At 67.6% G+C, this 26939-nt stretch carries 24 protein-coding genes and 3 tRNA genes; 18 read left to right on the forward strand and 9 right to left on the reverse strand.

Annotated elements, in window-relative coordinates; genetic code table 11:
* Window positions 1-715, forward strand: a 715-nt coding sequence (locus tag BJG92_RS09240) for an NAD-binding protein (RefSeq protein ID WP_232083735.1), incomplete at its 5' end; no start/stop codon positions are given.
* A gap of 46 nt (window positions 716-761) precedes the next feature.
* Complete coding sequence (locus tag BJG92_RS09245; protein WP_232083736.1) at window positions 762-2246, forward strand: CoA-acylating methylmalonate-semialdehyde dehydrogenase; 1485 nt, start codon at window positions 762-764, stop codon at window positions 2244-2246.
* Between the two features lie 97 nt (window positions 2247-2343).
* Here BJG92_RS09245 and BJG92_RS09250 read toward each other — a convergent pair whose 3' ends face one another.
* On the reverse strand, window positions 2344-2757 hold the full coding sequence (locus BJG92_RS09250) for a hypothetical protein (RefSeq protein ID WP_232083737.1): 414 nt from the start codon (window positions 2755-2757) through the stop codon (window positions 2344-2346).
* A 42-nt stretch (window positions 2758-2799) separates the two neighbouring features.
* A complete protein-coding gene (locus tag BJG92_RS09255) occupies window positions 2800-3651 on the reverse strand; it encodes an SGNH/GDSL hydrolase family protein (RefSeq protein ID WP_232083843.1) in 852 nt (283 codons plus the stop codon).
* Window positions 3652-3745: 94 nt separating this feature from the next.
* On the opposite strand from BJG92_RS09255, the gene BJG92_RS09260 reads away from it, so the two are divergent.
* Window positions 3746-4399: an alpha/beta hydrolase gene (locus BJG92_RS09260; RefSeq protein ID WP_232083738.1), complete on the forward strand. Its 654-nt coding sequence runs from the start codon at window positions 3746-3748 to the stop codon at window positions 4397-4399.
* A gap of 36 nt (window positions 4400-4435) precedes the next feature.
* Here the strand turns inward: BJG92_RS09260 and BJG92_RS09265 are convergent, their stop codons facing one another.
* On the reverse strand, window positions 4436-4672 hold the full coding sequence (locus BJG92_RS09265; RefSeq protein ID WP_232083739.1) for an RNA-binding S4 domain-containing protein: 237 nt from the start codon (window positions 4670-4672) through the stop codon (window positions 4436-4438).
* 33 nt (window positions 4673-4705) lie between these two features.
* Here BJG92_RS09265 and BJG92_RS09270 point away from each other — a divergent pair, with 33 nt between their 5' ends.
* The 3 genes from BJG92_RS09270 to BJG92_RS09280 all read left to right on the forward strand — a co-directional run bounded on the left by BJG92_RS09270 (window position 4706) and on the right by BJG92_RS09280 (window position 8240).
* Window positions 4706-5674 carry a DMT family transporter gene (locus BJG92_RS09270; RefSeq protein WP_232083740.1) on the forward strand — a complete coding sequence of 323 codons (969 nt, stop codon included), beginning with the start codon at window positions 4706-4708 and terminating at the stop codon, window positions 5672-5674.
* A gap of 170 nt (window positions 5675-5844) precedes the next feature.
* Window positions 5845-7230: a glycine--tRNA ligase gene (locus tag BJG92_RS09275; protein ID WP_232083741.1), complete on the forward strand. Its 1386-nt coding sequence runs from the start codon at window positions 5845-5847 to the stop codon at window positions 7228-7230.
* A 2-nt stretch (window positions 7231-7232) separates the two neighbouring features.
* A complete protein-coding gene (locus tag BJG92_RS09280; RefSeq protein WP_232083742.1) occupies window positions 7233-8240 on the forward strand; it encodes a GNAT family N-acetyltransferase in 1008 nt (335 codons plus the stop codon).
* Window positions 8241-8316: 76 nt separating this feature from the next.
* Here the strand turns inward: BJG92_RS09280 and BJG92_RS09285 are convergent, their stop codons facing one another.
* Genes BJG92_RS09285 through BJG92_RS09300 form a run of 4 tightly spaced genes read right to left on the reverse strand, consistent with a single transcriptional unit; the run spans window position 8317 to window position 12242 of the window.
* Window positions 8317-9780 carry a short-chain fatty acid transporter gene (locus tag BJG92_RS09285; protein WP_269461858.1) on the reverse strand — a complete coding sequence of 488 codons (1464 nt, stop codon included), beginning with the start codon at window positions 9778-9780 and terminating at the stop codon, window positions 8317-8319.
* Window positions 9781-9835: 55 nt separating this feature from the next.
* Window positions 9836-10654 (reverse strand): 1-acyl-sn-glycerol-3-phosphate acyltransferase, encoded by an 819-nt coding sequence (locus BJG92_RS09290; RefSeq protein ID WP_232083744.1) that lies wholly within the window; start codon window positions 10652-10654, stop codon window positions 9836-9838.
* A gap of 2 nt (window positions 10655-10656) precedes the next feature.
* On the reverse strand, window positions 10657-11484 hold the full coding sequence (locus BJG92_RS09295) for a DUF1295 domain-containing protein (RefSeq protein ID WP_232083745.1): 828 nt from the start codon (window positions 11482-11484) through the stop codon (window positions 10657-10659).
* The gene (locus BJG92_RS09300) at window positions 11484-12242 is read right to left on the reverse strand and encodes an alpha/beta hydrolase (protein ID WP_374199783.1); all 759 of its coding nucleotides are present in this window, start codon (window positions 12240-12242) and stop codon (window positions 11484-11486) included. The genes BJG92_RS09295 and BJG92_RS09300 overlap by 1 nt, the downstream gene beginning before the upstream one ends.
* Window positions 12243-12559: 317 nt before the next feature.
* On the opposite strand from BJG92_RS09300, the gene BJG92_RS09305 reads away from it, so the two are divergent.
* The 7 genes from BJG92_RS09305 to BJG92_RS09335 all read left to right on the forward strand — a co-directional run bounded on the left by BJG92_RS09305 (window position 12560) and on the right by BJG92_RS09335 (window position 20399).
* Window positions 12560-13933, forward strand: coding sequence for an FAD-binding oxidoreductase (locus tag BJG92_RS09305; RefSeq protein WP_232083746.1), 1374 nt, complete (start codon window positions 12560-12562; stop codon window positions 13931-13933).
* A gap of 86 nt (window positions 13934-14019) precedes the next feature.
* Window positions 14020-15477, forward strand: coding sequence for a YibE/F family protein (locus BJG92_RS09310; protein ID WP_232083747.1), 1458 nt, complete (start codon window positions 14020-14022; stop codon window positions 15475-15477).
* Between the two features lie 65 nt (window positions 15478-15542).
* Window positions 15543-16721 carry a tRNA dihydrouridine synthase DusB gene (gene dusB, locus BJG92_RS09315; protein ID WP_232083748.1) on the forward strand — a complete coding sequence of 393 codons (1179 nt, stop codon included), beginning with the start codon at window positions 15543-15545 and terminating at the stop codon, window positions 16719-16721.
* On the forward strand, window positions 16714-18003 hold the full coding sequence (locus BJG92_RS09320; RefSeq protein ID WP_232083749.1) for a deoxyguanosinetriphosphate triphosphohydrolase: 1290 nt from the start codon (window positions 16714-16716) through the stop codon (window positions 18001-18003). Before dusB ends, BJG92_RS09320 begins: the two co-directional genes overlap by 8 nt.
* Window positions 18004-18076: 73 nt before the next feature.
* Entirely contained in the window at window positions 18077-20014 is a 1938-nt protein-coding gene (dnaG, locus tag BJG92_RS09325; protein WP_232083750.1) for a DNA primase, read from the forward strand.
* 104 nt (window positions 20015-20118) lie between these two features.
* Window positions 20119-20191: transfer RNA gene (locus BJG92_RS09330), tRNA-Asn, on the forward strand.
* 135 nt (window positions 20192-20326) lie between these two features.
* Window positions 20327-20399: transfer RNA gene (locus tag BJG92_RS09335), tRNA-Asn, on the forward strand.
* A 137-nt stretch (window positions 20400-20536) separates the two neighbouring features.
* On the opposite strand, the gene BJG92_RS09340 is transcribed toward BJG92_RS09335, so the two are convergent.
* Both BJG92_RS09340 and BJG92_RS09345 read right to left on the reverse strand, forming a co-directional pair.
* Entirely contained in the window at window positions 20537-20944 is a 408-nt protein-coding gene (locus tag BJG92_RS09340; RefSeq protein WP_232083751.1) for a hypothetical protein, read from the reverse strand.
* Between the two features lie 635 nt (window positions 20945-21579).
* The gene (locus tag BJG92_RS09345; RefSeq protein WP_232083752.1) at window positions 21580-22803 is read right to left on the reverse strand and encodes a multidrug effflux MFS transporter; all 1224 of its coding nucleotides are present in this window, start codon (window positions 22801-22803) and stop codon (window positions 21580-21582) included.
* Window positions 22804-22986: 183 nt separating this feature from the next.
* Between BJG92_RS09345 and BJG92_RS09350 the strand changes: the two genes are divergently transcribed.
* The 5 genes from BJG92_RS09350 to BJG92_RS09370 all read left to right on the forward strand — a co-directional run bounded on the left by BJG92_RS09350 (window position 22987) and on the right by BJG92_RS09370 (window position 26925).
* Complete coding sequence (locus BJG92_RS09350; RefSeq protein WP_232083753.1) at window positions 22987-23883, forward strand: phage holin family protein; 897 nt, start codon at window positions 22987-22989, stop codon at window positions 23881-23883.
* A 54-nt stretch (window positions 23884-23937) separates the two neighbouring features.
* Window positions 23938-24567 (forward strand): CDP-alcohol phosphatidyltransferase family protein, encoded by a 630-nt coding sequence (locus BJG92_RS09355; protein ID WP_232083754.1) that lies wholly within the window; start codon window positions 23938-23940, stop codon window positions 24565-24567.
* Window positions 24567-25472: a DMT family transporter gene (locus tag BJG92_RS09360; protein WP_232083755.1), complete on the forward strand. Its 906-nt coding sequence runs from the start codon at window positions 24567-24569 to the stop codon at window positions 25470-25472. Before BJG92_RS09355 ends, BJG92_RS09360 begins: the two co-directional genes overlap by 1 nt.
* Window positions 25473-25581: 109 nt before the next feature.
* On the forward strand, window positions 25582-26772 hold the full coding sequence (locus tag BJG92_RS09365; RefSeq protein WP_269461880.1) for a glycosyltransferase: 1191 nt from the start codon (window positions 25582-25584) through the stop codon (window positions 26770-26772).
* Between the two features lie 79 nt (window positions 26773-26851).
* Window positions 26852-26925 (forward strand) — tRNA-Ile (locus tag BJG92_RS09370).
* Window positions 26926-26939 lie beyond the last annotated feature (14 nt).

Here is a 26939-nt window from a genome sequence, read left to right on the forward strand (position 1 = left end):
CATGCTGCCCAAAGGCGAGCACGCCCGCGCCGTCTACCTCGGCGAGGACGGCGTCCTGGCCCACGCGGATACCCGGACCCTGCTGGTGGACTCCTCCACGATCGACATCGCCTCTGCGCAGGCCCTGCACGACGCCGCCGCTGCCGCCGGCTTCCGCTTTGTCGACGCGCCCGTCTCGGGCGGCATGAGCGGCGCCAAGGCCGCCACGCTGACCTTCATGATCGGCGGCGAGGCCGGCGCCGTCGCGGATGCCACCGAATACATCCGCCCGATGGCCGCGAACATCATCCCCACCGGCGGCGCCACCACCGGCCAGGCCGCCAAAATCTGCAACAACCTCATGCTCTTCATCAACCTTGCCTCCACGGCCGAGGGCGCTGTGCTGGCCGACCGCCTGGGTCTGGACAAGCAGGTCTTCTGGGATATCGCCTCCGTCTCCTCCGGCGACAGCTGGGCGCTGCGCACCTGGTACCCGGTGGCCGGCGTCGTCCCCACCGCGGCCTCCAACAACGACTTCGCCCCGACGTTCACCGCCGAGCTGGCCAACAAGGACATCGGCCTGGCGATCAGCGCCGCCCGCGATACCGGCACCCCGCTGGAAATCGGCGAGCACGTCCAGCAGCTCTTCCAGCGCCTCATCGACGCCGGCCAGTCCGGGGTGGACTGCTCCGCGATCGTCAAACTCGTCGACGGCTCGTTCGAGTCAGCCAAGTAACCCCGCAACCTTGAGAACCTGCATCCCTGAGAAAGAGACCCACCCCATGGAACGCATTCCGCACTTCATCAACGGCGCCCTGATTTCCGACGCCGAACGCTACGGCCCGGTTTTCAACCCGGCCACCGGCGCGCAGGAAAAAGAGGTCGCGCTGGCCTCCGCCGCACGCGTCGAGGAGGCCATCGAGGCCGCCCGTGCCGCACTGCCGGGCTGGCGGGCCACCAGCCTGGCCAAGCGCACCACCATTTTCTTCAAGGTCCGCGAGCTGCTGATGCAGCGCCGGCCCGAGCTCGCGGCCCTGCTGACCAGCGAACACGGCAAGGTCCTCTCCGACGCCGAGGGCGAGATCACCCGCGGCCTGGAGAACATCGAATTCGCCACCGGCCTCTCCCACGCGCTCAAGGGCGAACGCTCCGAGCAGGTGGCCGGCGGCGTAGACGTCCACTCGGTCCGTCAACCGGTCGGCGTCGTCGCCTGCATCACGCCGTTCAACTTCCCGGCCATGGTGCCGCTGTGGATGATCGGCAGCGCCCTGGCCTGCGGCAACACCGTGCTGCTCAAGCCCAGCGAAAAAGACCCGTCCTCCGCCGTCTTCATCGCCCAGGTCTTCGCGGAGGCCGGCCTGCCCGCGGGCGTCCTCAATGTGGTGCACGGGGACAAGGAGGCCGTCGACGTGCTGCTCGAGCACCCGGACGTGAAGGCGGTCAGCTTCGTTGGCTCGACGCCGATCGCCCGGTCCATCTACCAGCGCGCCGCCGACCACGGCAAGCGGGTCCAGGCACTCGGCGGGGCGAAGAACCACATGGTGGTGCTCCCGGACGCGGACCTGGACATGGCCGCCGACGCCGCCGTCTCCGCGGCCTACGGTTCGGCGGGGGAGCGCTGCATGGCCGTCAGCGTCCTGGTCGCCGTCGGAAACATCGCCGACGAGCTCGTGGAGGCGATCACCACCCGGATGGCCACGCTCACCATCGGCCCCGGCACGGACCCGGCCTCGCAGATGGGCCCGCTGATTACGGCCGAACACCGTGACAAGGTGGCCTCCTACGTCGCCGGAGCCGCGGAGGAAGGCGCCACGGTCGTGGTGGACGGCCGGGCTCAGGAGTTCGACTCCAAGGGCTTCTTCATCGGCGTCAGCCTAATCGACCACGTCAAGCCCGGGATGAAGGTCTACGACGACGAGATCTTCGGCCCGGTCCTGTCCGTGGTCCGCGTCGAGACCTACGCCGACGCCGTGAAGCTGGTCAACGACAACGAGTTCGGCAACGGCGTGGCGATCTTCACCCGCGACGGCGGGGCCGCGCGGCAGTTCGAGTTCGACGTCGAGGCCGGTATGGTGGGCGTCAACGTGCCCATCCCGGTGCCGGTGGGAACGTTCTCGTTCGGCGGCTGGAAGAACTCGCTCTTCGGCGACACTCACATGTACGGACCGGAAAGCATCCGCTTCTACACCCGGGGCAAGGTGGTCACCACCCGCTGGCCGGACCCGTCCACGTCCGTGATCGACCTCGGCTTCCCTCAGGTCGACTGACCGGCCGCCCCTCCCTCAAAGCAACGCGGGGTCACTTCGCGCCCATCCGCGACCCGATTATGGGCCGTAGGTGACCCCGCGTTGCTTGTTGCCGGGGTTAGCCCTTCATGATCTCCGCACGCTGGGCCATGTAGTCCTCCATGGCGAGTTCACCGTTGCTGTACCGCTGGTCCAGTTCCGCGAGCTTGCGGGCCCGGAAGCCCTGCGGGACCGACGGCGGCGGCGGGACCGGCGGGGCGGCGGGCTGCTGGGGCGGATTCTTGACGTACTCCGGGCTGTCCTCATAGGGGACCGGTGCCTGCTGCTGCGGAGCGCCCAACTGGCCGAAGCCGCCGTAGTAGTCCCGCTGGGTGTAGCCGTCCCGCGGCTGGTTGTTCTGCTGGCCGGGATAGCCGCCCGGAAGGTTCCCGCCCGGGTTCTGGTTCCGGCCCCGCGCGGATCTCCTGTACAGGCGAATCCCCGCCGGTACCAGGAATGACAGAACGATGATCCAAAAGAACAGACTGTTCACGGTGCGGTGCCTTTCAGGAGATGTTCTTCCAGCTTAAGCCCGCTAGGACCGCACGGGTTCTTCGGCGCCCGGCGGTCCTTCGCCGGACCCCAGCGGGACGCCCGGCCCGAACACGGGGCCGGGCAGGGGCCGCTTGGCCGTCACGCCGTCACCGGAGGAGCGGTGCCGGAGCCGCCGGACCACCCACGGCACAAAGTATTCCCGGGCCCAGACGAGATCGCCGGTGCGCGCTTCCCGCCAGCTGCGCGCCGGCAGCGGCTTGGGCGAGAGCGGCTCGAGGGTGTGCCGGACGTTCAGGGAATCCAGCACCATGGCCGCGATGGTGTGGTGTCCCAGCGGCGAGAAGTGCAGGCGGTCCGCATCCCACATCTGCGGGTCGTTGAGTTGCCGCAGAGACCACATGTCCGCGATGACGGCGTCGTGCCGGGCAGCGATGGTGCGGAGGTTCTCGTTGTAGATGGCCACCTTGCTGCGGACCCGGCCAAGGACACTGGAGCCGGTATCGGGGCCGTTGAACAGGACCACCGTGGCCCCGCCCAGGCTCAGGATCTGCACTACCGAGTCCAGCTTTTCGGCCAGCACATCGGGATCGCCGCCGGGCCGAATCAGGTCGTTGCCGCCGGCGGACAGGGTCACAAGGTCGGGGCGGAGCGAAAGGCAGTGCGCCAGCTGCTGGTCCGCGATCTGCTGCAGGAGCCGGCCGCGGACGGCAAGGTTGGCGTAGGCGAAGCCCTCATGGCCGCGGCTCAGCTCCTCCGCGACACGGTCCGCCCAGCCGCGGTTCCCGCCCGGGCTCGCGGGCTCGGGATCGCCGATGCCTTCCGTGAAGGAGTCACCCATGGCCACATAGCGGGTCCACGGGTGCGTTACGGCGTTGTCTGGTGAATTCTCCATGGCTCCGGTTTCGCTCACCCCTATATCCTGCACTGTTCCTGCAAAGCTACGCCACCGTGGGTTGTTACTGACGGGTAACTGTAAGAATGGAGCCATGACTCACGCCGCTGCCTTTCCTGCCCCCGTTGTCCTGTGGTCCGGTTCGGAGGAGGAGCGCGCCGGGAAGCCGCTCCTGCTCCTGCTGCACGGCTACGGCGCCAACGAACAGGACCTGTTCAGCCTGGCGGACATGCTGCCGGCAGAGTTTGCGGTCGCCTCGCTGCGCGCGCCCCTCGTCTCGGGTCCGGGCTTCACCTGGTTCCCGCTGACCGCCTCCATCGACTACGCGCTCGACGCCGTCAAGGACTCCGCCGCGTACGTGCAGGACTGGATCGACTCGGTGAAGGGCAACCACCCGTCGGTGACGTTGCTGGGGTTCTCCATGGGTATGGCGATGGCGACGACACTGTTGCGGCTGCGCCCCGCCGACTACGCCGCCGTCGTCGGGCTCTCAGGATTTGTCGTCGACGGCGGCGGGGACCCCAGCTTCCGCGACGCCGAACTGGACCGCACGCTGCCCATGTTCTGGGGCCGGGACCAGCAGGACCCGGTCATCCCGGCGGACAAGATCGAGTTCACCATGGCCTGGGTGCGCCAGCATGTGAAGCTCACCAAGGTGCTGTACACCGGGATGTGGCACGGCATCAACCAGCAGGAAATCGGCCACGTCTCCGAGTTCCTCACGCACGAGGTGCTGAACAAACGCTAAACAAAAAGCGCTAGGGGCCACCCCCGTCATGCGGCGCTAGGCGCCGGCAGGGGTGCTGATCCGCACGGTCTTTCCGTTGACGGTGACCGTATCGCCGTGGTGGAGCTGGCGGCCGCGGCGTTCCTCGATCTCGGCGTTGACCTTGACGAGGCCGCCCTTAATCAGCTCCGCCGCCTCCACCCCGTCCTCCACGAGGCTGGCCAGCTTCAACAGCTGGCCCAGCCGGATCATGTCGTCGCGGATGGGAATCTCTTCAATCTCAGGGTTGCTCATACAAGCAATAATGCCTGACGTAAGGTGACAGCCATGACCCATACACCCCGGCTCCCGCTCCTCGCCGGCCTGCCGCTGGCCGTCGCGGCCGGCCTGCTCATGCCCGTCCAGGGCCGGATCAACGGAGCCCTCGGAGTGGCGCTCGGGGACGGAATCGGCGCAGCGGTGGTGAGCTTCACCACCGGCCTCGTGGTCATGATCGTCATTTCGCTGGCGCTGCCGAAGGGCCGGGCCGGGCTGGCCCGGGTCCTGCCGGCCGTCCGGAACCGCGATTTTCCCGCGTACTACGTCCTGGCCGGCTGCATCGGGGCGTTCTTCGTCTTCACCCAGTCCTTCACCGTGGGCCTGCTCGGCGTCGCCTTGTTCACCGTGGCCGCCGTGACCGGGCAGACGCTGAGCGGTCTCCTCGTGGACCGGATGGGGATCGGCCCGGCCGGCAAGAAGTCCATCACCGGGATCCGGGTGATCGGGAGCGTCCTGACCGTCGCCGCCGTCGCCTGGGCTGTCTCGCCGCGCTTTTCCGGAGCGGATGCCGGAGCCTCGCAGTTGCTGCTTCCGGTACTGCTGCCGGTACTGGCCGGTTTCCTGATGAGCTTCCAGCAGGCCATGAACGGCACTGCAACCGTCCACTACGGAACCCCCATCACCGCCACGCTGGTGAACTTTGTCTCCGGCACCGTGCTGCTGTGGATAGCCTGGCTTGTTAAGCTCGCCGTCGCCGGTGCCGGGAACCCGCTGCCGGGGGAGTGGTGGTACTACCTCGGCGGCCCGATGGGCTGCGTCTTTATCGGGCTGGGTGCCCTGCTGGTGCGGAGCCTGGGAGTGCTGGTGACCGGACTCGGGATGATCTCCGGCCAGCTGTTGGGCTCCCTCGGCCTGGACCTGGTGTTCCCGGCGCCGGGAACCGTCGTTGCCTTGCCCACGGTGCTCGGGACCGTCCTGACCCTGGCCGCGATTGTCCTGGCCACCCTGCCCTGGCCCCGGGGCGCCCTCAAGCGGTAGCCCGACGGCGGTACCGGGCCGGTAGGCTAGGAGGCGCAGCTTCCTGCACAGCAATCCTTCCCGATAGCTTTTGTGTTTTGCGTTTTTAGTGCCCCGTCCGGCAACCAGCCGGGGTTCCGGGGCTGAAACCGCGGACCGCACCCAGCGGCCCTGTAGAAAGTGGAGTTCCCATGGCAGCAAAGTCCGTCCTCGACCAGATCATTTCCCTCGCCAAACGCAGGGGGTTCGTATTCCAGGCCGGTGAAATCTATGGCGGCTCCCGTTCTGCCTGGGACTACGGGCCCCTTGGTGCCGAGCTCAAGGAGAACATCAAGCGCCAGTGGTGGCAGTCCGTGGTCCGCGGCCGCGACGACGTCGTCGGCCTGGATTCCTCCGTCATCCTGCCCCGCCAGGTCTGGGAGGCGTCCGGCCACGTCGACGTCTTCTCGGACCCACTGGTCGAGTGCCTCTCCTGCCACAAGCGTTACCGCGCCGACCACCTCCTGGAAGAGTTCGAGGAGAAGAAGGGCCGTCCCGCCGAGAACGGCCTCAAGGACATCGCCTGCGCCAATTGCGGCACCCGCGGCCAGTGGACCGAACCCCAGGAATTCTCCGGCCTGCTCAAAACCTACCTCGGCCCGGTCGCCAGCGAAGAGGGCCTGCACTACCTCCGCCCCGAAACGGCCCAGGGCATCTTCGTCAACTTCTCCAACGTGCTCACCACGTCCCGCAAGAAGCCCCCGTTCGGCATCGGCCAGATCGGCAAGTCCTTCCGCAACGAGATCACCCCGGGCAACTTCATCTTCCGCACCCGCGAGTTCGAGCAGATGGAGATGGAATTCTTCGTCGAGCCCGGCACCGACGAGCAGTGGCACCAGTACTGGATGAAAGAACGCATGTCCTGGTACACCGGCCTCGGCATCCGGGAAGAGAACCTGCGCTTCTTCGAACACCCGCTGGAGAAGCTCAGCCACTACTCCAAGGGCACCACCGACATCGAATACCGCTTCGGCTTCCACGGCTCCGAGTGGGGCGAGCTCGAGGGCGTCGCCAACCGCACCGACTTCGACCTCTCCACGCACTCCAAGGCCTCCGGCCAGGACCTGAGCTACTTCAACCAGGCCACCAACGAGCGCTACACCCCGTACGTGATCGAACCGGCCGCCGGCCTCACCCGGTCCTTCATGGCCTTCATGATCGACGCGTACACCGAGGATGAAGCACCCAACGCCAAGGGCGGCGTCGATGTCCGCACCGTGCTCAAGCTTGATCCGCGCCTGGCCCCGGTCAAGGCAGCGGTGCTGCCGCTGAGCCGCAACGAGGACCTGTCGCCCAAGGCCAAGGACCTCGCCGCGCAGCTGCGCAAAAACTGGAACATCGAGTTCGACGACGCCGGCGCGATCGGCCGCCGCTACCGCCGCCAGGACGAGATCGGCACGCCGTTCTGCATCACGGTGGACTTCGAAACCCTGGACGACCAGGCTGTCACGATCCGTGAGCGCGACACCATGAGCCAGGAACGTGTGTCCCTGGACAAGGTGGAGGGCTACCTGGCCGCACGGCTGATCGGCGCCTGATCATGGCGATCGCATACCGTGAATGGCGCGAGGGCGATGACCTTGCCCTGCTGGAAATCTGGGGCGGCCCCGAAACCGTCCAGGCCGGGCAGTTCCGCGGCACCCTGGCGCCCTCGGGCAACTCGCCGTGGCGCCGCTGCATCGTCGCCGAGGACGTCGTCGACGGCGTGGCCATCCCGGTTGCCGCCGGTGTGGTGCACGAGGCGTCACTGCATCCGGAACGGCTCTGGGCATACATCGAGGTGGACCGGCTCCACCGCCGTACCGGCGTCGGGTCCACGCTGCTGACTATGCTCCGGCACGAGGCCGGACAGGCACCGTCGGGCGTGGCGAGGCTCCGGACCAAGGTGGAACCGGGCACGCCCGGGGCTGCCTTCGTCGAGGCCGCCGGCCTGGCCCCGATCCAGCGGTCCCGGCTCGTCGTCGTCGAGCCCGGGGCGCTCAAACTGCCCGTCTTTGGTGACGGGTCCGAGGCCGCCGCCGCCGAGCAGATCGAGGACCTGGCCACCGGTTCGGTGGAGCTCAGTGACGTGGTGGGCCGGTACTACACGGCGGTGCACGGCTGGGACAGCCCCGGCGAGCTCAGCATTGGCACGGTCCAGCGGCTGTTCCTGGACGAGCTCAGCGGCGCGCACGGGGCCATTGTGCTGCGCGCGCCGAAGGCCAGTGCCTTCGGGCAGGGTGTGCCGGCCAGCAGGAAGGGCCGGCTGGAGGCCTTCGCCATCAGCTACGCCGAGCTTGCCCCCGCAGGGGACGCCTCGGCGGGTGCGGGCGCGCAGGCCTCCGGCCAGCCGACCGACGTCTTCCTCGGCCATGATCCGAAACTCACCGCGGACGAGGCCGAGGCCGCGGTCCGGGACCTGCTGGCGCTGATTGCGTTCCAGCACCCGGTGCTGCTGGAACTGGACGACTCGATGGACGCGCTGCGTGCCGTCGTCGAGCCGCTGCTGGAGAGCGGCAGAGCCCGCGTCCAGGGCGCCGAAACCCTGGTGGTCTCGGACCCGGCGTAGGCCCCAAACGCACCTGACCCGCAGCGGAGTACCGCTGCGGGTCAGGTGCGTTTAAGGCGGGCGGCCGCTTAAGGGGCTACTTGCCCGGCGGCATCACCGGGGGGACGAAGTCGAACGTCGTGCCCAGCAGCCAGACGAGCAGCAGCACCACCGGCAGGTGGAAGATGAACTGCAGGAAGGTAAAGCCCACCAGGTCCCGGGCCCGCAGCCGCAGTACTGCAAGCAGCGGGAGCATAAAGAACGGGTTGACCAGGTTCGGCAGTGCCTCGGCGATGTTGTAGATCTGCACGGTCCAGCCGAGGTTCATCTGCACATCGGTCGCGGACTGCATCACATACGGCGCCTCCACGAGCCACTTGCCGCCGCCCGACGGGACGAGCAGGCCCAGCACGGCCGTATACAGCGCAATCACGACGGCGAATCCGCCGCCGCTGCCGACCTCCGAGAAGAACCCGGCCAGGTGGGCGGAGATGGTCATGCCGCCGTGGCCGGCGGCCTTGGTAAGGATGGCGGCCATCGCCGCGTAGAGCGGAAACTGGACGAGGATGCCGGCGGTTGCCGGGACGGCCTTGGTGACAGCCTGCAGGAAGTTCCGCGGGGTGCCGTGCAGCACCAGGCCCAGGATCAGGAACACCAGCAGGTAGCCGTTGAGGCTGCTGACCACGGTCAGGAACGGCTTGGTGAGGAACTGCGAGACGAGCCAGCCCAGGGTCAGGAGGCCGGCCAGAATCGGCAGGATCATGCTGTATTCGAGCCATTCGCCCGGGCGGGAGCGCGGCGCCGGCTTGCTCGGTTCATCGTCAAGGTCGACGCCGAGATCCTCGGCGGTGCGGATGGAGCCCCCCTCGGGCGCGGAGAAGTGCGCGATCACCGTGGTCAGGGCCATCAGGATGACCAGGGTGAGCAGCGACTGCCACGTGAAGATCGTGGTGCCGAAGTCCAGGATGCCGGTGATCTTCAGCAGCGCCGGTGGCAGGGAGGCGGCGGTGGCCTGAAGCTGCGCCGCGGAGGAGGACAAGCCAAGCGCCCAGACGGCGCCGAGACCCATGAAGGCGGCCGCGCCGAGGGCGCGGTAGTCGACGGTGAGGTCCTTGCGGCGGGCAATGGCACGCGCCAGGAGGCCGCCGAAGATCAGGCTCAGGCCCCAGTTCAGGAAGGACACGGACATTGACATCAGCGCCACGAAGCTCACGGCCGTCCGGGCCGTGGACGGGACGAGGGCCAGCTTGTTGATCAGGCGGGCCACCGGCGGGGAAGTCGCCACGACGTAGCCCGTGAGGACCACCATGGCCATCTGCAGGGTGAAGGCGGTCAGGTCCCAGAAGCCGTTGCCGAAAGAGTCCGCGATGGACTGCGGTGACGCGCCGATGGCCAGTGCGGCCAGGGCGATGACGACGACGCCGGCCAGGGCGAAGATGTAGGCGTCCGGGAACCACTTCTCGGTCCACGCCGCCATCCGTTGGGCTATTCGGGCGAGACCGCGTTCTTCGGTTCTGCTATTCGTCAGGGCCGTGTTTGCCACAGAGGAGTACCTCTCCATTGAGTGCGATTTTGTACCCGATGGAGCTTAGCGGCGAAGGTGGCGGGATTCGGGCTTATCGGCGGCGTCCGCCTGCGCGCCGCGGACCTTCGGCGTCGTCCAGGCGCTGGCGCTCTTCCTCGGTGGGCGCGCCGCCGCCGAGCAGCGCGGGCATCCACCACGCACCGGGGGCCGGCTTCAGCGGGAAGTCGGCGATGCCGGCGTCGATCCCGGCCTGAAGTATCTTCCGCAGCCTGGCGGTGGCGGCCTGGGCGTCCTCCGCCGGGTCCACCGTCAGCGGCTCCGAGACGTGGATCCGGACCGGGGAGCGCCACGCCCGGGCGGGGGAGAAACCGTGCCGGCGGGTCATGAGCCGGTGGGATCCCCAGACGGAGAGCGGGATGACCGGCACCCCGGCTTCGGCGGCCATCCGGACGGCTCCGGTCTTGCATTCGCGCACCGTGAAGCTGCGGCTGACGCCGGCCTCGGGGAGGATGGCGATGTATTCGCCGTCGCGCAGTTTCTGCACGGCGGCATCGTAAGCGTGGGAGCCGGTGTCGTAGCCGACGACGACGTGTCCGGCGGCGCTGACGGCGGGGCCAGCGAACCAGTGGTCAGCCGCGCCCTGGGTGATCAGGAAGCGCATCTGCGCCCTGGTGTGCCACCACAGCAGGAGTTCGGCGAACGCGAAGTCAAGGTACCCGAAGTGGGTGATCGCGACGACGGCTCCCCGGCCCGGGGTGACGCGCCGCGAAGAGCCGTTCAAGGGTTCCGGGGCGGGCAGGTGTTCCCGCCCCGAGACAATCACCCGGATCCGGAACAATTGCCGGAGCGCCAGCCCGGTGCGGACGATCACGCGGTAGAAGCGGTCGTTGGGGGCTGGCCGCCAGGGCATGGTCAGTGCCCGCCCGTTGGTTGGCTGGGCGGTTGCTGCCGGGGCGGCCAGGGCAGGAACCCGGAGGTGGACTCGAGGTACTCCTTGTAGCCGGGCCGGGCGGACATCGCCTTCTCGGTCAAGGGTTTGCCGGTCTTGCCGGCAAGGGTCCAGATCATCAGGGCCGGTGAGAGGATGGTCAGCACCCCGGGCCAGGAATCAGCGGCGATGAGGAAGAGCCCGGCCCAGACGGCCGCGTCCCCGAAGTAGTTCGGGTGGCGGGTGTAACGCCAGAGTCCGGTGTTGAGTACGGTGCCGCGTTTGGAAGGATCGTCCTTGAACCGGGCCAACTGCCAGTCCCCGACCGTCTCGAACACGAAGCCCACGATCCAGACCAGGATCCCCAGCAGCGCAAGCCAGCCCAGGCCTCCGGTGCTGAACATGCCGACCTGAATCGTGAGAGAGACGAAGAACAGCACCACGGACTGCGGGAGGTACACGCGGCGCAGAGCATAGACGTTCCGGGAGCCGGGAGCCGTGGAGAGCATCTCCACGTACCGCGGATCCTCGTGGCCGCCGCGGGCACGGAGGCCGATGTGGACGGCGAGCCGGATACCCCAGACAGCGACGAGCGCTAGGAGCAGCAGGCGGCGGCCGCCGTCGCCGTGTCCGGCGGAGAGCAGCCAGGAGATGGCGGCCACAACGACGAAGCCGAGCCCCCAGACCGTGTCGATGACCGAGTGGCGTTTCTGCCGGACGGCGACGGCGAAGGTCAGCGCCAGCAGCGCCACCAGCCCGGCGGCCACCCAGGGGAGGCTGGCCAGGAAGGCACCGAGGGGGAAGGCCGGCATCAGAGGACCACCGGGAGGCCGGCGCCTGCGGCCGGGAGTAGGCCGTGCAGCCCCTCCGTGCCGCCCGGCAGCGCGGCGCCGACGTCCGTGCCGAACGCGTCCAGGAGGAAGCCGGTCGCAAGGGAGTTCCACAGTCCGATCCGGCGGATCATGAAGTGCCCGGCACCCTTGAGCGAGACATAGTCCATGGATCCGGCGATGCCGTCGGCCCGGCGCGCGTAGGCGAGCGAGTTGGCGGGGCTGGTCCAGCGGTCATCGGTGCCGTGCACGATGAGGACCCGGCGGCCGGCAAGGGGCTCAATGGGGGTCTTATGGTTCAGCCAGGGCGCGAGTGCCACGACGGCTTCCACCTGCGGATCATCCGCTACGCAGAGCGCCGTCAGTCCGCCCATGGAGTGTCCCAGCAGGTAGACGGGCAGGCCGGGATGTTCGCGGGCGATATGGGAGAGTGCCCAGCGGGCGTCCTGGACGGGGGACATGTCCTTCCCGTTCCAGCCACGGTAGCGGTTCCGCAGCGTCCAGACAGCGAGTCCGTGGGGCCCGCCTTTCGCCCGGAGGGTGCGGGCAAAGGGCAGCATCCGGGCCGGGCTGAGGTGCCGAGCCCGGACGGACGCGTAGCTCTCCGAGCGGCCGCCGTGCAGGACCAGGGCGACTCCGCGGGTTTCCCCGGCCGCCGGGGCAATACTTAGCACCGCCTTCGGGGCAGCCCCCGGGCCAGCCGGTTCAGCTTCGCGGTCGTCTATCCTGCGTATGGCCACGCTGTTTCCTCCACGTCTTGTCCGTCATCTCCAACCTTAGGGCGCTGTGCCCGCAGTTCAAGCTGTTCCGCCCAGGGCAGGTCACTTCCCCTTGTTCTCGGGGGGACTCGCCCATAGGACATTCGGAGCAGTGTCCGGCAAAGATTGGGCTCGGACGCGTTGCGTTCCGCGGACTCAACCGGCGCCGTCCCGGACCTCTTGACGGGGCGTGGGCGGAGGAGTAAGCCTTGTGCTCGTACAACTCCGGGCGCTGTGCCGGCTGGGAGCACCGAAAACCGTCCGGGTCGGAAATCACGACGAAATCGACGGTACAGAAAATGAACGGAATCAGCTTCGATGGCCTGCGCGAGCAAGTCCGCGGGCAAGTCATCATGTCCGGCGACGCGGGCTACGACGAGGCGCGTGCAGTGCAGAACGGCTTAATCGACAAGAGGCCGGCCGCGGTGGTCCGCGTGTCCCAGGTGGCGGATGTGATCGCCAGCGTCAACTTCGCCCGGGACAACGGCCTGGCTTTGGCCGTCCGCGGCGGGGGCCACAGCGGGCCGGGCTTTGGCACGGCGGATGATGCGCTGGTCATCGACTTTGCCCACACCAGAGGGGTCCGGGTTGATCCGGCCGGCAAAACGGCAAGAACCGAGGCCGGCGCAACGTGGGCCGACTTCAACCACGCCACGCACGCCTTCGGGCTGGCGACCACCGGCGGCATCATCGGCTCGACCGGTGTTTCAGGGCTGACCCTCGGCGGCGGCATTGGCTACCTGGACCGGAAATACGGGCTCAGCTGCGACAACCTCATCTCGGCCGACGTCGTCACCGCGGAGGGGAAGTTCCTCACCGCCAGTGACAGCGAGAATGACGATCTCTTCTGGGCGCTGCGCGGCGGCGGCGGGAATTTCGGCGTCGTGACCTCGCTGGAATTCCGTCTGCATCCCGTGGACATGGTCCACGCCGGCATCATCATCTACCCCGCGGAGCACGCCGAAACCGTTGCGAAATTTTACCGTGAACAGCTGGCTGCAGCCCCGGAAGAGTTCAGCGCTTTCCTGGCCTTCCACCAGGGTCCGCCGGTGCCGTTCCTCCCGGAGGAATGGCACGGGAAGCCCGTCTGCATTGTGGTGGGCATGTGGACCGGCGACCCGGCTGACGGGCCGGCCCGCTGGCAGCCGTTCCTGGACGCCGCGCCGGTGGCGGGCTCCATGGTGGGGCCCATGCCCTATCCGGCCTTGAACTCGGCCTTCGACGGGATGTATCCCAAGGGGCTCTTGGCCTACTGGAAAGCTGCCTTCCTGTCCGAACTCAACGACGGGGCCATCAACGCCCACCTTGAGTTCGGCCGCAAGGTGCCCACTGTGCAGACCGCCGTGCACATTTACCCCATCGACGGAGCCGTGCACCGGGTAGGAGTAACCGACACGGCGTTCCCCAACCGGCACGCCAGGTTCGCGCCGGTCATCGCGTGCCATTGGGAGGATCCCGGCGATACCGAGGCGAACATCGCCTGGGTGCGGGAGTACGCGGCGGCACTGCAGCCCTTCTCCGAGACGGCGGGCTACATCAACTTCATGGACGGCGACGACCTGACCCGGGTCGCGGAAAACTACGGGCCGAACTACCGCCGGTTAAGGGAGGTCAAGGCAAAGTACGATCCGCAAAACCTCTTCCATGTGAACCAGAACATCGCGCCGGCATAACAGGGCGGGCTGCCGCGCCGCCGCAGCACACGTCACGACGGCGCCGCGGAACGCCGTAAGGTTTCACGCATGAGGTTGAACTGCTGATGGGCGCCGGACATACACATGCTCACACGGAACATGCAGAGCCGACGCCCCAGGCGCTCGCCGCACGCAAGAAAGCCAACTGGATCCTGGCCGCCGTCCTCATCCCGCTGACGCTGCTGACGCTCGCGGCGATGGTCATGATGTGGCCCTCGGGCAGCAAGGAAGGCATCAAGCTGGCCAGTCCGTACGCAGCAGCGCCCGGCGTCACCTTCGATACCGGCAAGATCCAGCGCGTCGTCACCGGCAGCTGCATGGACGCCTCCCCGCAAGGAGCCCAGCCCGGGCAGCCCGGGCAGCCCGGCGGGGACGCCGCGGGCCCGGCCCCGCAGCAGGGATCGATGTGCACCTTCGCGTTCACCGAACCGGACAAGGGCGGCAACCCGGTAAAGGTGGTCATCAACCCCGACGTCGCCAAGTCCCACGGCGTCAAGGCCGGCGACAACATCCGCTACCTCAACCTCTCCAAGGCCCCGGGTTCCGCCGATGCCTCGGGATCGCCCGCCTACGTCTTCGTGGACTTCGTCCGGACCCTGCCCATCATCTTCCTGGCAGTGCTGTACGCCGTCGTCGTGATTGCGGTGGCGCGCTGGCGCGGACTGCGCGCCCTCATCGGACTGGTGGGGGCGTACACCGTCCTGGTCAGCTTCATGCTGCCCGGCCTCGTGGAAGGCAAGCCGCCGCTGCTGCTGGCGCTGGTGGGTTCCACCGTGATCATGATCGGGGTGCTCTACTTCGCGCATGGCTTCTCCGCCCGGACGTCGACGGCGCTGCTGGGCACCATGTTCGGGCTGGGCATTACCGCCCTCCTTGCGGCCTGGGCCACCGACGCCGCGAACCTCGCCGGGGTGGGAAGCCACGACGCCGCCACGCTGACGAACATCTCGGACAACATCTCGATCTCCGGCATTATCCTCTGCGGGCTCATCATCTCCGGGCTGGGCGTCCTCAACGACGTCACCATCACGCAGTCCTCCGCGGTGTGGGAACTATGGGAACTGGCCCCGGAAACGAGCGCCCGGCAGCTGTTCACCTCGGCCATGCGGATCGGCCGGGACCACATCGCCTCCACCGTGTACACCATCGCGTTCGCCTACGCCGGCGCGGCCCTGCCGGTCCTCATCCTCGTGATGCTCTACGAACGGCCCCTCGGCGACGCCATCACCAGCGCCGAGCTCTCCGAGGAAGTGATCCGCACCCTCGTCGGGTCCGTTGGGCTCGTGCTGGCGATTCCGGTCACTACCGTGATCGCGGTGCTCGTGGTCAAAGCCACCGGTATCAGGGGAGCAGGCAGGGGGCCCGGGGCCCGGACCCCGGGCAGGATGCCCGCCGTCGTCGGACGGGACACGGGCGAGGACGTCGGCCGCGACGCAGGCGCCGTCGTCGAAAGGGACGCAGGCGAGGCCGCGGAGACGGACCTGGAATCGCGGCGCGGACGCCGGGCCGCTGCCCGAAGCTGACGCACGACTATCCACATAGCCGCCGCGGAGCCCGCCGATTTGCCCGGCTTTGAGACAATGGACAGGTGACTCTCGTAGCAACGCCTCCTGCCCCCAAGCTGGAACTCCCGCCCCTGAAGCTGGGTCCCCTCACGGTGGACACCCCCGTGATCCTGGCTCCCATGGCGGGGATCACCAACTCCGCCTTCCGCAGGCTCTGCCGTGAATACGGCGGAGGACTGTATGTCGCCGAGATGGTCACTTCGCGTGCCCTCGTGGAGCGAACGCCCGAATCGCTGCGCATCATTTCGCACGACGACGACGAGAAGGTCCGCTCCGTCCAGCTCTACGGCGTGGACCCGGAGACTGTCGGACAGGCCGTCCGGATGCTGGTTGAGGAAGACCGTGCGGACCATATCGACCTCAACTTCGGCTGCCCGGTCCCCAAGGTGACCCGGCGCGGCGGCGGTTCCGCGCTGCCCTGGAAGACGGACCTCTTCACCTCGATCGTGCAGACGGCCGTGAAGGAAGCCTCCAAGGGCAACGTTCCGCTGACCATCAAGATGCGCAAGGGCATCGACGATGACCACCTGACATACCTCGACGCCGGCCGGATCGCCCGCGACTCCGGCGTGGCCGCCGTCGCCCTCCACGGCCGCACTGCCGCGCAGTTCTACTCCGGCCAGGCCGACTGGTCCGCGATCGCCCGGCTGCGCGAGGCGCTGCCGGATATCCCGGTGCTCGGCAACGGCGACATCTGGTCCGCCGAGGACGCCATCCGCATGGTCCGCGAGACCGGCGTCGACGGCGTTGTGGTCGGCCGCGGCTGCCAGGGCCGGCCGTGGCTCTTTGGCGACCTCATGGCCGCCTTCGAGGGCAGCGACGTCCGGCACAAACCGGACCTGCGCCAGGTGGCCGCGAGCGTCTACCGGCACGCCGAGCTGATGGTCGAAACCTTCGGGGACGAAGGCAAGGCCCTGCGCGAGATCCGCAAGCACATGGCCTGGTACTTCAAGGGCTACGTTGTCGGCAGCGAACTGCGGACCAAGCTGGCGATGGTGACCAGCCTCGAGGTGCTCCGCGAGACCCTCGACCAGCTGGACCTCGATTCGCCGTACCCGGGGGGCGACGCCGAGGGCCCGCGCGGCCGGGCTGGCTCGCCCAAGAAGCCGGCCCTGCCCAAGGACTGGCTGCTGGACCGCACCATGGATGCGGCACAGTCGCGGGATATCTCCCACGCGGAACTGGACGTCTCCGGTGGCTGAAACCAGGACAACAGCCCCGGTACTCGACGGCTACGTGGCCCGCGACTGCGCCCGCTGGGTCGAGGAACCGCCCAAGAGCACCTACCGCTCGGACTTCGAACGCGACCGCGCCCGGGTTCTGCACTCCTCGGCGCTGCGCCGGCTCGGTGCCAAGACCCAGGTCGTGGCACCGGACACCGACGACTTCGTCCGCACGCGGCTGACGCACAGCCTCGAAGTGGCCCAGGTGGGCCGCGAGCTGGGCCGGGCCCTGGGCTGCGATCCCGACGTCGTGGACACTGCCTGCCTCAGCCATGACCTTGGCCACCCGCCCTTCGGCCACAACGGCGAATCTGCCCTGAACGAGGTCGCGCACGCCATCGGCGGCTTCGAGGGCAACGCCCAGACCTTGCGCCTGCTGACCCGGCTGGAGCCCAAGGTCCTCGCGGCGGACGGCCGCCCCGCAGGGCTGAACCTGACGCGCGCCAGCCTCGACGCCGCTGCGAAGTACCCCTGGTCGGCTGAGAACGCCCCCGTTATCCACGGCCACCGGACCAGCAAGTTCGGCGCCTACGAGGATGACCTTCCCATCTTCGACTGGATCCGCGAGGAAGCCCCCGGGCGGCGCTCCTGCCTCGAGGCCCAGGTCATGGACCTCGCCGACGACATCTCGTACTCCGTGCACGACGTCGAGGACGCCATCGTCGCCGGTCACTTCCAGCTGCGCTGGATGGACAACCCGGACCACCGGGCCCGCGTCGTCGGCTACGCCAAGCAGTGGTACCTCCCGCACAACGATCCCGCGGCCATCGACGCCGCACTGGGCCGGCTGGAGGCCACGAGCGTGTGGGTCCGCGAGGCTGACGGCAGCCGCAAATCGATGGCGGCGCTGAAAGACATGACCAGCCAGCTCATCGGCCGGTTCTGCCAGAGTGCGCTGGAAACCACCCGGGCCGTCTATGGCCCGGAGAACCTGACCCGCTACAACGCTGAACTGATCGTCCCGGACGACACCGTGATGGAAATCGCGGTGATGAAGGGACTGGCCACCACCTTCGTCATGACCACCGAGCACCGGCAGCCCATCTACGAACGCCAGCGCGAGGTCCTGCATGCCCTCGTCACCGCCCTGAGCGCCACCGGAGACCGGCACCTGGAGCCGATGTTCGCCGCCGACTGGCGCGACGCCGGGAACGACGGCGCGCGGCTGCGCGTCGTGATTGACCAGGTCGCGTCGCTGACCGACGGGTCCGCACTGGCCATGTACGAGCGGCTTGTGGGCAGCCTGCCGTCGCTGTGGTGACCGGCGCGCGGGCGGGCCGTCCGGCGTCGCACTCCGGGCCGTTGCGCTGGTTGCGCGGTACTAGGATGGCACTGTGGCCGGCCTGATCAAACGCGAAGATATCGACGAAGTACGCCAGCGCACGGACCTCAAGGAAGTCGTTGACGGCTACGTGACGCTCAAGGGCGCCGGGCTCGGCTCCTTTAAAGGCCTGTGCCCCTTCCACGACGAACGTTCGCCGTCCTTCACCGTCCGTCCCCAGGTAGGCAGATACCACTGCTTCGGCTGCGGCGAGGACGGCGACGTCATTTCCTTCGTCCAGAAACTGGACCACACGTCCTTCCATGAGGCGGTGGAAAAGCTGGCGGCCCGGATCGGCTTCGAGCTCCGCTACGAGGACGGCGGCTCCGGACCCAACCGCGACGAGATCGGCCGGCGGCAACGCCTGCTGGATGCCCACAAGGTCGCCGACGAATTCTTCCGCGCCCAGCTGCTGACCCCGGGGGCAACTGAGGGCCGCAACTTCCTGGGCGGCCGCGGCTTCGACCGTGCGGCGGCCGAGCAATTCGGCGTCGGCTACGCCCCGCAGGGCTGGGACTCGCTGCTCAAGCACCTGCGCGGACGCGGCTTCACCGATCCCGAGCTCAAGCTCACCGGCATGTTCTCGGAAGGCGGCCGGGGGATTTACGACCGCTTCCGGGGCCGGCTGGTCTGGCCCATCCGCGACATAGCGGGCGACACGATCGGCTTCGGCGCCCGGAAACTCTACGAGGACGACCAGGGCCCCAAGTACCTCAACACCCCCGAAACTGCGCTCTACAAGAAGTCGCAGGTCCTCTACGGGATCGACCTCGCTAAAAAGAACATTGCCAAGGAACGCCAACTTGTCGTGGTGGAGGGCTACACCGACGTGATGGCCTGCCACCTGGCCGGGATCACGACGGCGGTGGCGACCTGCGGTACCGCCTTCGGCACCGAGCACATCAAGGTCGCCCGCCGGCTGCTGTCCGACGACGGCAGCGGCGGAGAGGTCATCTTCACCTTCGACGGCGACGCTGCCGGCCAGAAGGCCGCGCTGCGTGCCTTCGAGGAGGACCAGCGCTTCGTGGCCCAGACCTATGTGGCCGTCGAACCCAATGGCTTGGACCCCTGCGAACTGCGCCAGTCCAAGGGCGACGCCGCGGTCCGTGACCTGATCGGCACTCGCCGTCCGCTGTTCGAATTCGCCATCCGCGCGTCCCTGAAGCGGCACAACCTGGACACAGTCGAGGGCAGGATCGCCGCCTTGCGGGAATCGGCTCCAGTGGTGGCCCAGATCCGCGACGCCGGCATCCGTCCGGCCTACGCACGCGAATTGGCCGGCTGGCTGGGTATGCCGGTCGAGGAAGTCAGCCGGGCCGTCGGCACGGCCGCCAAGCGTGCGGCCCAGGCGCCGTCCGTCGGTTCCGGGCAGGGGCACGGCTCCGGGTCCGCTCCGGGAGCCGGCGGAGGGCCCGCTGCCCGGTTCGCGCCGGGGGTTGCGGCCCTGCCGCCGTCGGCCGTCCTGCCCTCGTTCAATCGCCCGGATCCGCGCGACCCGGTCGCCGCGATGGAGCGGCAGGCGCTGGTGGTTGCCCTGCAGGAGCCGGCGACGCTTGAGGGCGAGACGTGGCAGCGTTTCTCCGAGGCTCGGTTCTCGACGCCGGCCTACGCCGCGGTCCACGAGGCCATTAGGGCCACCGGGCTGGCCTTCACCGGAGATCCGCTGCGCTGGGTGGAGGCGCTGCTGCAGGAGGTGCCCGAACCGCTGCGGCCGCTTGTGTCCGAACTTTCCGTGGTGCCGTTGCCGGCAAGCACCGCCGACGGTGTGCTGCGGTACTGCAAGGACATCCTGGCGCGGCTGTTCGAACTGCAGATCACGCGGGTCAAGGCGGACAAGATGGGGCAGCTCCAGCGCCTGGACGCCGCGTCCGATCCCGAGGAGTTCCAGCGGCTCAACCGGGAACTCATGCAGCTAGAGATGCAGCGGCGGTCGCTGCGCTCGGAGGCCTGATTGCCCCGGGCGGTTGTCCCGCCTGGTTGTCCCGCCTGGTTGTCCCGTTCGGGGGACAATTTCACTTCCCGGCCCGGTGTTTGCTAGGCTTGTGACCGCTTCATTCCTCCTTAGCTCAATTGGCAGAGCATTCGACTGTTAATCGAAGGGTTGCTGGTTCAAGTCCAGCAGGAGGAGCGCGCAGTCCCCGTTCCGGGCCACCGGGACGGGGACTTTTTCATACCCAGAGGGGTATTCCGGGCCTTGTTCCGGCAGGGTGCGCGCCCGATTTCCAAAGCGGCAAAACCTTTGCTAATGTCGTACCTGCTTCATTCCTCCTTAGCTCAATTGGCAGAGCATTCGACTGTTAATCGAAGGGTTGCTGGTTCAAGTCCAGCAGGAGGAGCGGACAGGTCCCGCGGCCGGTGAATCACCGGCCGCGGGACTTTTTTATGCCGGTCCCGGTGCCCGTTTTGCGGTGCCTGTCCTCTGGCGCCTTTCCCCTGGTGCCTTTTGCCTGGCGCCTTTTGACTGACGGCGATGTTAGACAAAGAACATCTCCACCTGCAGGAAGCGCTCGGCCTCAGCTACGGCTGCCTCGAAGGCTTCCCGTTCGGTGGGGGACTTGCGGGGCTCCCGGGGGTGCCATTCGTGCGGGGCCGAATGCACCTGGGTGAAGCCGCCGCCGGGCGGTGCATAGAAAATCCCAAAACGCTGCACGGGCCATTCCGGGGAGGTTTCGGGAGCCACCAGCAGTGCCGAGTCGAAAGCCGCGTTGTACCACTGGGCGATCGGGCGCCTGCGGTCCTCAGTGAATAGTCCGGCGGCGAAGAGGGCTGCCGACTGGGGGCTGGTCTGGCTGCACAGCCGATCCCACCACAGGGGCAGTATGCCGGCGTCTGCCCGCTGCCACGTGGCCGGAAGGGGCGAAGGATCCTGCCTGTCAGGCACCCTTCAACTTTATCCCGCGCCGCGGACCGGCAACAGGGCCGGACGGCACGGCACGTGCCCTCTCGCCGCCACTGGACATGTCCCGCGCCCTGGGTGGCGCGTGGACATGATCCAACCCTGCGCCGCCGTGGGGGGCTCCCAAGTGGTGCCGCCGGACGTGTGCCACGCAGCAGCAGCCGCCTGAGCTCCCTCCCAGTTGCTTTTTGTGCCGAGCCGAGCTGCCCCCAGGATTGCGGGGCCGACCACCGGTTTCAGGTTGCAAATAGGCGAGCAATCGGGAAGGAGCGGCGGCACGAACCCGGGAAGGAGTCTGCCTGGCGGCACCCACGGCCTTCGATGCGGCGGACCGGGCGCTCGTTTGCCGGGTCCACGCCGGCCAGGCCAGTCCCAACGCCGCTGGGCATGCCCCCCGCTCGGGTCGGCGCGTGGACATAGCCCCGTTGTACCCATTCGTGGGTGCCAGGAATGGGCATGTCCCGCGGGGGAGTTGCTCCGCGTGCCTTGCCGCCGCTGGGCATGCCCCCCGCTCGGGTTGGCGCGTGGACATAGCCCAGTTGTGCTCACTCGTGGGTGCTAAGAATGGGCATGTCCCACTGGCGTGTCCGGCTGCGGGGCTGGAGGGCGTGTGCGCGGGCCTATTCGATCGCCGGCACGGTGCGCGGGCGGACCACGAGCCAGAGGGCGGCTGCGGCCAGGAAGATGCAGACGGCCTGCACCGCCCCCATCGGCGTGGCTGAGCCGACGCCGAACCAGCCCACCACCGGCGAGACCAGGCCGGCCATCATGAACGTCGCCGCGCCGAGCAGGGAGGCCGCGGTGCCCGCCTGGGCGCCGTGCTTGGCCAGCGCGAGCACCTGGACGCAGGGAAAGGTGAAACCGGCGCCGAGGATATAGAACCAGAGGGGCACCATCACGCCCCACAAGCCAAAGCCCAGCTGGTCGAAGACCACGATCAGCACTGCCATGGAAAACATCCAGGCCGTGGAGCAGGCCATGATCCACTGCGGCGGAACCCGGCGGATGAGCCGCGCACTGGTCTGGACCCCGGCGACAATCGCCAGCGAGTTGATGCCGAACAGCAGTCCGTACTGCTGGGGGCTGAAACCATACACATCCTGGAAGAGGAACGGCGAGGCGGAGAGGTAGGTGAAAAGTCCGGCGAAGTTCATCCCGCCCACCAGCAGAAGTCCTACAAAGATCCGGTCGGCAAAAAGCACGGCATAGCGCTGGCGGGCGGTCATTCCGGTCTTTCCGCGCAGCTCACGCGGCAGCGTCTCGCGCACCACGAATATCGCGGCGATGAGGACGCAGGTCCCGTAGGCCGCCAGGAAGAAGAAGATGCCCGGCCACGGCGCCAGCAGGAGCAGCTGGGAGCCGATGACCGGGGCGAGGATGGGCGCGAGGCCGTTGACCAGGGCCATCCTGGAGAACATTCTCACCATCGCGTACCCGCTGAAGAGGTCACGCACCATTGCCATGGCCACGACGCCGCCGCCCGCGGCGCCGATCCCCATGAGCACCCGGAACACTCCCAGGGTGGTGATATCCGTGGCCAGGGCGGCGCCCAGGGACGCAGTGATGTGTACTGCCGTGGCCAGGATCAACGGCAGCCGGCGGCCGAACTTGTCGCTTAGCGGGCCCACCACCAGCTGGCCCAGTGCGAAGCCGACGGTGGTGCCCGTGAGCGTCAGCTGAACGGCCGCCACGGAGACGCCCAGGCTCTCTTCCAGCGCGGGAAACGCCGGCAGGTAGAGATCCACGGTGAACGGTCCCAAGGCTGTAAGGGCCCCGAGCATCAGAATGTAGAGGAATTTTCGTCGGCGGCTCAGGGAATCGCCGGGATTGCTGGGTGTACTCACAGAGGTCAATCCTAGGCCCGTGCCACGTGCAGCACGCCGCAGTCCGAGCGCGCCACACCACGCCGCCGGGACCCTGCTGGGGGCCTGAATGATAGTTTTGACACCGAGGTCTGTGAAAAGCTGCGCAGACCCGGCAAACCCGCGCATGCGGAACCGACAGATGCAACCAGATAGGCGGGACCGATGAGCGGACGTCACAGCGGCGGGACAAGCGGGGGGCTGCGCATCTCCGCGCTGCCCAAGACCCTGAAACTGATCCGCAAGCTGGCGCCCCGGCAACTCGGTGACGAGCTTGCCCTCGCCAAGATCGAGATCAAGCGCAAGGGCATCCAGGTCGGCACCGCCGCCGCGATCCTCGCCGTCGCACTGGTTTTCGTCGCCTTCCTCGTGGTCGGCCTGATCGTGGCCGCCATCATGGGCCTCGCCACGATCATGCCGGCGTGGCTCGCTGCCCTGCTGGTCTGCGGCGTCTTCCTAGTGATCGCGTTGATCGCCGGACTGCTGGGCGTCGCGAGGTTCAAGAAGGCCATGCCTTTGGTTCCGGAGGAGACGCTCCGCGGCATCAAGCACGATCTCGGCATCCTCAAGGAAGGTTCCGCCTTCGACCCCGCAGTCCTGGACCCCGATTCCGAACAGTACAAGGCAGCCCAGGCTGCCAAGGCCGAGGCCGCCGCCAAGGCGAAAGCAGACAAGGAAGCCAAAGCCGCCGCCGAGCCGGACTTCGGCCCGCCGCCCACCGAAGCTGAACTGCGGAGCAGGCTGGGAGAGCGTCGCAGCCACCTCACGGCCGTCCGCGATGAACTCAACGAGGAACTTGACGTCAAGACGCAGGCGCAGGCACTGCTGGCGGCGGCCCGGTCGAAACTGGAGGATGGCAGGGAACAGCTCAGCGCCACGATCTCCGGGTTCCGGTCCTCGTTCCGGAAACCGACGACGGCGGCCGACTCCGCCGCGGCGAACTCGCCGGAGCGCGTCGCCGGCCAGACCGGCCAGCTGGGCCAGCGCTGGAAGCCGCTCGTGGCGCTCACCGCTTCGGCCGCAGCCCTCGTATACCTGTTGCGCAGGCTCCTGCAGGGCTAGGCCGCCGCTGGACTCCGAGGACAGATCGTTAGCGGCCAGGGAAAGGGGGAAGGGATGAAATTCATCGGCGCTGGTGCCCGGCCTGGGCAACCCCAGGTCCACCACGACACGGTCTTCACCATCCCCAACCTCCTGACCGTGGTGCGGTTCCTCGGCGTTCCCCTCTTCATCTGGCTGGTCCTGTGGGAGCAGGAATACGGCTATGCTGCCCTCGTGCTGGCCGTCATGGGCAGCACCGACTGGGTTGACGGCTACATCGCCCGCCGCTTCGACCAGATGTCCAACCTCGGCCGGGTGATGGATCCCATGGCCGATCGGCTCGCTCTGATCGCGGTGGCCGTGACTTTGGCAGTCGCCGGCGTCGTCCAGTGGTGGTACCTGGCCGCACTGCTGGTCCCTGACGCCATCCTGCTGGCCCTCTCGCTTTTCTACTTCCACGGACACCCCGACCTGCCCGTGAGCCGGATTGGGAAAGTCCGGACGGCCCTGCTGCTGGTCGGCACGCCGCTGCTGGTGCTTTCCAGAGTCCCGATCCCTGGCGCCGAGGTCTACGCCGTGGTCGCGTGGATCTGCCTGGGCCTGGGCCTCGCGGCGCACTGGATTGCCGGCTACAACTATTTCCGGGCCATAATCCGTAAGGGCAGAGCCCTGCGGAACAAAGTCGACGACGACGGCCTCCGCTGATGGTCTGGTTCGCAGTACTCCTCGCTGTGCTTGGGGCCTTCTGCCTGGCCTTCGGCGCCCAGCGCCAGGGCAGCGCGGTCAAGGCGGACACCGGCGGACTGGCCCTCAGCACGCACGGGCTGCTCCGCCTCATCCGTAACCCGCGCTGGGTCTTTGGCCTCCTGCTGCTCACCGTGGGGATGGCGTTGAACGCCGTCGCCCTGGTCATGGCACCCCTGACCGTGGTCCAGCCGATCGGGGCGATAGCGCTCGTCATTACGACGATCGTCAACGCCAAGGACCAGGGACTGAGCATCAACCGCGCCACGGTGGTGGCTATTTCCGCCTGCGTCTCGGGCTCGGCGCTTTTTGTGGTGCTGGCAATCAACGTGACCCAGGAAAGCCAAAGTGTCAGTGCCTCCGAGGAGCTGACAGTTGTGTTGCTGCTGGTCCTGGCGGTGGGGCTCTTCGGGACACTTGCCCTGATGTTCAAACACCGCATGAGTGCCTTTGTCTATATCCTCGGCGCGGGCGTCCTGTTCGGCTTCGTCGCAGTCCTGACCCGCATCATCGGCAAGCAACTGCTCAATCCGAACGGCCTGGGGCTGCTGAATGTGACGTGGTACTCCGTCGTCGCCATTGTGGCTGCAGGAGTGCTCGGATCCTGGTTCGTCCAGAGCGCTTACTCCGGGGGACCGCCGGACCTCGTGATCGCCGGGCTGACCGTGATCGACCCGATTGTGGGCATCGCGATTGGCATCACGATCCTCGGCGAACTCCGGCCCGATGTCCAAGCCGTCATGGCGATTGCGATGGGGGCAGCGGCTTCGCTTGCTATCGTGGGTGTGATCGCCCTGTCCAGGCACCATCCTGAAGTCACCAAGCGCAAGCGAGACGCGCGGAAGGCTGCGGGAAGGATGTCCTAGGGCATCGCCAGACTTCAGCAGCAGACCCGGCGCGCTGGCGCCGACGGCCAGCAGGCCACCCCAGACCAAGCTGCCCGCACCATGAACACCAGGAGCATTCCACGTGACCATGTCCGACAACCAGAAACCGCTGACCGTACTGATTGCCGCGGACACGTACCCGCCCCACGTCAATGGTGCGGCCATGTTCGGCTACCGCCTCGCCAAGGGCATGACTGCCCGCGGACACAACGTGCACGTCCTGGCCTGCCGGCCGGGCAAGGGGCCGAGCTACACCGAGTTCAGCGACGAAGGCACCGTCCACCGGATCCGCTCGCACTCGGTCCCCACCCATGAATACTTCCGGATCACCTTTCCCTGGGAGATCAAGAAGGAAATCGGGCTGCTGTTCGACAGGATCCAGCCCGACGTCGTACACATCCAGAGCCACTACATGATCGGCGAGCACGTACTGTATGAAGCCGCGAGGCGCGGCATCAGGATCGTGGCGACCAACCACTTCATGCCCGAGAACCTGAACCCCTTCCTTCCGTTCCCCCAGTGGTTCAAGGACATCGTGGGGCGCATCTCCTGGCGGGACATGGGCAAGGTCATGGGCCAGGCCGACGTCGTGACCACGCCCACGCCCCTCGCGGCCAGGGCAATGCACGAGCACGCCTTCCTGCGCAAAGTCCTCCCGCTCTCCAACGGCATCGACGCGGCATCCTACGAACTCAAGCCAGGTGAAGAGCTGGAGCGCCACGCCAGTCCGCACGTACTGTTCGTCGGCCGGCTTGCCGAGGAAAAACACATTGACGTGCTGATCGACGCCGTCGCCAAGACGCCCAAGGAGCTCGACGTGCATCTCGATATCGTCGGCGGCGGCGAAGTTCGCCCCGCCCTCGAGGCCCAGGTGACCCGGCTCGGCCTGCAGGACCGGGTGGCGTTCCTGGGCATGGCCAGCGACGCGGAACTGCGCAGGGCCTACCTAGCGGCGGACTTGTTCTGCATGCCCGGCACGGCCGAGCTGCAGTCCCTCGTGACCCTTGAAGCGATGTCCGCTTCCACGCCCGTGCTGCTCGCCGACGCGATGGCCCTGCCGCACCTCGTGAGCGACGGCGAGAACGGCTACCTCTTCACGCCCAACGACAGCGATGACCTGTCCGAGAAGATCGTCCGGGTTCTGTCGCTGCCCGCGGACGAGTTGGCGGCCATGGGCAAGGCGAGCCGGGGGATGGTGGAGAGCCACAGCATCGAGCGCACCCTCCAGGCCTTCGAGGATCTCTACCGCGGAGCGAGTTACGACGACCTCATCGTCTGATCCGTGCCACTACTATTGCTAGAGTGATTTTTGCCCGGAAACCGTTCGCCCCGTGCGGGGCGGACGGTTTCGGGGCCACGGGGCTATAGCTCAGCTGGTTAGAGCGCGGGACTCATAATCCTAAGGTCCTCGGTTCAAGTCCGAGTAGCCCTACTTTTCTGCGGAAT

The organism is Arthrobacter sp. SO5 (assembly GCF_020532805.1).
Lineage (GTDB): Bacteria > Actinomycetota > Actinomycetes > Actinomycetales > Micrococcaceae > Arthrobacter.

Coding starts and splice junctions, on each gene's coding strand:
- BJG92_RS09245 (WP_232083736.1), top strand. CDS start 762: ATGGAACGCATTCCGCACTTCATCAACGGCGCCCTGATTTCCGACGCC.
- BJG92_RS09255 (WP_232083843.1), bottom strand. CDS start 3,651: ATGGAGAATTCACCAGACAACGCCGTAACGCACCCGTGGACCCGCTAT.
- BJG92_RS09260 (WP_232083738.1), top strand. CDS start 3,746: ATGACTCACGCCGCTGCCTTTCCTGCCCCCGTTGTCCTGTGGTCCGGT.
- BJG92_RS09265 (WP_232083739.1), bottom strand. CDS start 4,672: ATGAGCAACCCTGAGATTGAAGAGATTCCCATCCGCGACGACATGATC.
- BJG92_RS09270 (WP_232083740.1), top strand. CDS start 4,706: ATGACCCATACACCCCGGCTCCCGCTCCTCGCCGGCCTGCCGCTGGCC.
- BJG92_RS09275 (WP_232083741.1), top strand. CDS start 5,845: ATGGCAGCAAAGTCCGTCCTCGACCAGATCATTTCCCTCGCCAAACGC.
- BJG92_RS09280 (WP_232083742.1), top strand. CDS start 7,233: ATGGCGATCGCATACCGTGAATGGCGCGAGGGCGATGACCTTGCCCTG.
- BJG92_RS09285 (WP_269461858.1), bottom strand. CDS start 9,780: ATGGAGAGGTACTCCTCTGTGGCAAACACGGCCCTGACGAATAGCAGA.
- BJG92_RS09290 (WP_232083744.1), bottom strand. CDS start 10,654: ATGCCCTGGCGGCCAGCCCCCAACGACCGCTTCTACCGCGTGATCGTC.
- BJG92_RS09295 (WP_232083745.1), bottom strand. CDS start 11,484: ATGCCGGCCTTCCCCCTCGGTGCCTTCCTGGCCAGCCTCCCCTGGGTG.
- BJG92_RS09305 (WP_232083746.1), top strand. CDS start 12,560: ATGAACGGAATCAGCTTCGATGGCCTGCGCGAGCAAGTCCGCGGGCAA.
- BJG92_RS09310 (WP_232083747.1), top strand. CDS start 14,020: ATGGGCGCCGGACATACACATGCTCACACGGAACATGCAGAGCCGACG.
- BJG92_RS09350 (WP_232083753.1), top strand. CDS start 22,987: ATGAGCGGACGTCACAGCGGCGGGACAAGCGGGGGGCTGCGCATCTCC.
- BJG92_RS09355 (WP_232083754.1), top strand. CDS start 23,938: ATGAAATTCATCGGCGCTGGTGCCCGGCCTGGGCAACCCCAGGTCCAC.
- BJG92_RS09360 (WP_232083755.1), top strand. CDS start 24,567: ATGGTCTGGTTCGCAGTACTCCTCGCTGTGCTTGGGGCCTTCTGCCTG.
- BJG92_RS09365 (WP_269461880.1), top strand. CDS start 25,582: ATGTCCGACAACCAGAAACCGCTGACCGTACTGATTGCCGCGGACACG.